Here is a 4,171-nt window from a genome sequence, read left to right as displayed (position 1 = left end):
GGGGCGCGAGCCGGAGGCTCGCGAACCCGGAATCCAGCCCCGCAAAAGATTGTCGCTGGATTCCGGGTTCGCGGCTTTGCCGCGCCCCGGAATGACGGCCTCGCTGCTCATCCCCTCACTCCGTCAGCACCACGGCAGCGTCGGGGGGGAAGGACAGCCGGACCGTGTCGTCCCAGTCGATGCTCGATTCGATGCGGCGCCGGGCGTTCGTCACCGCTGCCTTGATCACGGCACCGTCGTCGAGCCGCACCTTGTAGACCGAGATGTCGCCCAGATAGCCGATGTCCGCCACCTTGCCGGCGACGCTGTTGATCGGCTCTGCCGCGCCCGATCCGGTCGCGACCGAGATCTTTTCCGGTCGCACCGCCAGCGTGATCCTGTCGCCCGTCCGCACGGGTGGCGCTCCGGCGGCGCGAAAAACGCGGCCGGCCGCATCGGTCATCTCGACGTCGTCGCCGTCGACCGCCGTGACGCTGCCCTCGAAAAAATTGACGTCGCCGATGAAGCCGGCGATCCAGCGCGAGCGCGGCTGCTCGTAGATCTCCGCCGGCGTGCCGACCTGGGCGAGGCGGCCGTGGTTCATCACGCCGATCCGGTCCGCCAGGGTCATGGCCTCCTCCTGATCGTGGGTGACGACGACGAAGGTGGTGTCGAGGCGCTCCTGCAGGGCCATCAGCTCGAACTGGGTCTCTTCGCGCAGCTTCTTGTCGAGGGCGGCGAGCGGCTCGTCGAGCAGCAGCACCTTGGGATGCTTGGCGAGCGCCCGGGCGAGCGCGACCCGCTGGCGCTGGCCGCCGGAGAGCTGATGCGGCTTTCGCGATCCGAGCCCGTCGAGGCGCACGAGCCGCAGCATCGCGGCGACCCGGGATTCGACCTCGGCGCGCGGCAGGCGTTCCTGCTTCAGGCCGAAGGCGACGTTGCCGGCGACCGAGAGGTGCGGGAACAAAGCATAGCTCTGGAACATCATGTTGACGGGGCGCCGCCACGGCGGCACCGCCGCGATATCCTGGCCGGCGAGCAGGATCCGGCCGTCGTCCGGCCGCTCGAAGCCGGCCAGCATGCGCAGCAGCGTGGTCTTGCCGCAGCCGGACGGTCCCAGCAGCGCGAAGAACTCGCCGGCGCGGATGTCGAGGGACAACGCGTCCACGGCCGTCACCTCGGCAAACCGCCGGGTGACGGCGTCGAACCGCACCATCGGCGTGTCGTGATCATCCCGGGAAACCAAGGCACGGCGCATCGAGGGATCCGCAGCGAGGAGTGTCGCTCCCTTGTTGCGGAGGCCGGAGGCGCCGATCAACCGGAATTTTGTGCTCCGGGGCGCTATCGTCGGCCGACGAGGTGATTCGCGCAGGGCAGCCGGCGGGGGCCGGAAGGAGACGGAATGGACTTCAACGGACGGCACGTGGTGGTGACGGGCGGAACCGGGGCGCTGGGCCTCGGCGTGGTGACGGCCCTGGTCGAGGCCGGGGGCATCTGCCACATCCCCTACACGCGCGAAAGCGCGGCGGCCGAGTTCCCGTTGCGCGACCACGCCCGGGTGGTGCTCTACGGCGAGGCCGACCTCACCGACGCGGAGTCGGTCGAGCAGCTCTACGACCGGCTGCCGCCGCTGTGGGCCTCGATCCATCTGGCCGGCGGCTTCGCCTATGGTCCGCTCCGCGACCTCGAGGAGGACGTCCTGCACCAGCAGATCGCCGTCAACCTGCTCACCTGTGCGCTGTGCTGCCGGCAGGCGCTGCGCAGCTTCACGCGCGGGCGGAACGGCGGCCGGATCGTCAACGTGGCGGCCCGGCCGGCGCTGGAATGGCGCACCGGCGCCGGCATGGCGATCTACGCGGCCGCCAAGGCGGCCGTCGCGGCGCTCACCGTGGCGCTCGCCGAGGAGGTGGCGAAGGAGGGCGTGCTGGTCAACGCCGTCGCCCCGTCGATCATGGACACGCCGGCCAACCGCAAGGACATGCCCAAGGCCGACCTCTCCGCCTGGCCGAAGGTCGAGGAGGTGGCCTCGACCATCCTGTTCCTCGCCTCCCCCGAGAACCGCGTCACCCGCGGCGCCATCGTGCCGGTGTACGGCAAGGCGTGAGACGGCTCAGCGGGCTCGCCTCGCGCGGGTCGGCTTGGGCGGCGCATAGGGACGGAACGCCGCTTCGAGGTCGGTCGCGGCGGCGGGGCCGGGATCGAGGCGCAGGCGCTGCTCGACATGCTGGAAGTGGTGGGCCGACAGGGCGACGGCGTGCGCGACGTCGCGGGCCCGCAGGGCATCGACGATGACGCCGTGCTCGTCGACCGCACAGATGGACTGGCTCGCCGGCTCGTAGACCGACACCATCACGGACGACCGGCTGAGGAGATCGCGCAGGATGCGTGACAGCTCGGCATTGCCGACGGCGTCGACCAGCAGCAGGTGGAACGCGCCGGACAGCCGCACCGAGGCGCTGCGGTCGCCGCGCTCGGCGGCGGCGCGCTCCTCGGCGAGATGCGCATCGAGCCGCGCCAGGATCGCCTCGTCGAGCCTCGGCACCAGCGCCATCAGCACGCCGGCCTCCAGCACCCGGTGCGCCTCGTAGATCTCGCGGATTTCTGTGAGCGTCGGTTGCGGCACGCGAGCGCCGCGGTTGGGGATGATCTCGATCCGCCGCTCGGCGCCGAGCCGGTGCAGCACCTTGCGGATGCGCTCGCGCGACACCCCGAAGATCTCCGCCAGCCGGTGCTCGGCCAGCTTGGTGCCGGCGCGCAGCGAGCCGTCCATGACGGCGCGGGCGATCGCCGCGTGGATCGCCGCGTCGGTCTGCGGATCGGCCTTGGTGGCTCGTGACTGTCGGGTCGGCACGCGTCTCTCCCGGCGCGCCGCAGAAATGTGCACATTAATTCCAGAGAATGTGCACATTCTTCCAGTGGCGATCGCCATGCGACACAATAGACTTCAACTAAGCTGTTGCAAATACGAGAATATGGAAAAATGTGCACAACTGGCCCGTGGCTTGCATTCTTGTCGCTGTAGCGCCGTTCGGCCCGCAGTGAGGACACCGATGACCCGAGACCTCCGACCTTTTCGTCCCGGCCTCTCCCGCCGCTCCGTCCTGCAGATCGGTGGAGGCGCCGTCGCCGCCATCGCCGCCCCGGCCGTGGTGCGGGCGGCGCCCAAGGAGATCGTGGTCGGCGGCCCCGCCGGCGCGGCCCGCTATCTAAACGCCGACGTCTTTCCGGTGATCGAGAAGAAGCTCGACGCCAAGATCCTCTACGAGGGAACCAACTCGCTCACCAACCTGCAGAAGATGCAGGCCGATCGCGCCAGCCCGAAGATGTCGGTGGTGATCATGGACGATCCGGTGATGATCCCGGCCGCCGCCGAGGGGCTGATCACGCCGATGACGACGTCCGCCGTGCCCAATCTCGGCAAGCTGGTGCCGGGCGCGGTGCATCGCGACGGCCTGTGGGCGAACTATCAGAAGCCGTGGGCCGGCATCGCCTTCTCGACCAAGCGCATGAAGCAGCCGCCGGCGCGCTGGTCCGATCTGTGGGACGCGCGCTACGGCCAGAAGGTCATCGTCCCGTCGATCCAGAACACCGAGGGCTACTGGACGCTGCTGGTCGCCGCGCATCTCGAGACCGGCAAGCCGTTCTCGGAAGCCCAGTACGAGATCGACGCGGCGTTCAAGAAGCTCAAGAGTCTCAAGCCGAACCTGCTCAGCGTCTACACCAACGCACCGCAGGCCATCAATCTGCTGGAGCAGGGCGAGGCCTGGATGATCGGCGGCCAGTTCTCGGCCTACACGCTGATCCGCAAGGCCGAGGGCTCGCCCGTCGACCTCGCGATTCCCGCCGAGGGCGGGTTCGCCATGCCGTCGGGCATCGCCAAGGCGAAGGGTGCTCCGGCCGACGCGCTCGCCGACGCCGTCGTCGACGCGCTCCTGTCGCCCGAGATCCAGTCGATTCTCGCCACCAAGGCGTTCGTGGCGCCGACCAACCCGGCCGCGACGACGCCGGCCGGCTTTCCGGACAGCGCTACGCTGTTCGCTCCCGACTGGGCCTTCTTCGCCAAGGAGCGGGCCGGCTGGACCGAGCGCTGGATCAAGGAGATGGCATGAACGCTCCGGACGCGTCTGCGCACGTCGCTGTCCGTCGCGTCTCAAAGCGATACGGACCCCTCACGGTGCTCGACCGGGTCGAC

The 4,171-nt window shown here is 69.5% G+C and carries 4 protein-coding genes; 2 read left to right on the top strand and 2 right to left on the bottom strand.

Translation table 11 applies throughout. The annotated features are described in order from the left end of the window. Positions 1-115: 115 nt before the first annotated feature. Positions 116-1,237: an ABC transporter ATP-binding protein gene (locus tag CH341_RS18855; protein WP_111420537.1), complete on the bottom strand. Its 1,122-nt coding sequence runs from the start codon at positions 1,235-1,237 to the stop codon at positions 116-118. A gap of 144 nt (positions 1,238-1,381) precedes the next feature. On the opposite strand from CH341_RS18855, the gene CH341_RS18850 reads away from it, so the two are divergent. After that, on the top strand, positions 1,382-2,083 hold the full coding sequence (locus tag CH341_RS18850; RefSeq protein ID WP_111420535.1) for an SDR family NAD(P)-dependent oxidoreductase: 702 nt from the start codon (positions 1,382-1,384) through the stop codon (positions 2,081-2,083). 6 nt (positions 2,084-2,089) lie between these two features. Here CH341_RS18850 and CH341_RS18845 read toward each other — a convergent pair whose 3' ends face one another. After that, positions 2,090-2,830, bottom strand: coding sequence for a GntR family transcriptional regulator (locus tag CH341_RS18845; protein WP_245431137.1), 741 nt, complete (start codon positions 2,828-2,830; stop codon positions 2,090-2,092). A gap of 199 nt (positions 2,831-3,029) precedes the next feature. Between CH341_RS18845 and CH341_RS18840 the strand changes: the two genes are divergently transcribed. Next, positions 3,030-4,088, top strand: coding sequence for an extracellular solute-binding protein (locus CH341_RS18840; RefSeq protein ID WP_111420533.1), 1,059 nt, complete (start codon positions 3,030-3,032; stop codon positions 4,086-4,088). Positions 4,089-4,171 lie beyond the last annotated feature (83 nt).

Source organism: Rhodoplanes roseus (genome assembly GCF_003258865.1).
GTDB classification, from domain to species: domain Bacteria; phylum Pseudomonadota; class Alphaproteobacteria; order Rhizobiales; family Xanthobacteraceae; genus Rhodoplanes; species Rhodoplanes roseus.
This window is presented reverse-complemented; position numbering and strand designations above follow the sequence as displayed.

Excerpts from the sequence above, each read along its gene's own strand:
- CH341_RS18850 (WP_111420535.1), top strand. The coding sequence starts at position 1,382 with ATGGACTTCAACGGACGGCACGTGGTGGTGACGGGCGGAACCGGGGCG.
- CH341_RS18840 (WP_111420533.1), top strand. The coding sequence starts at position 3,030 with ATGACCCGAGACCTCCGACCTTTTCGTCCCGGCCTCTCCCGCCGCTCC.
- CH341_RS18855 (WP_111420537.1), bottom strand. The coding sequence starts at position 1,237 with ATGCGCCGTGCCTTGGTTTCCCGGGATGATCACGACACGCCGATGGTG.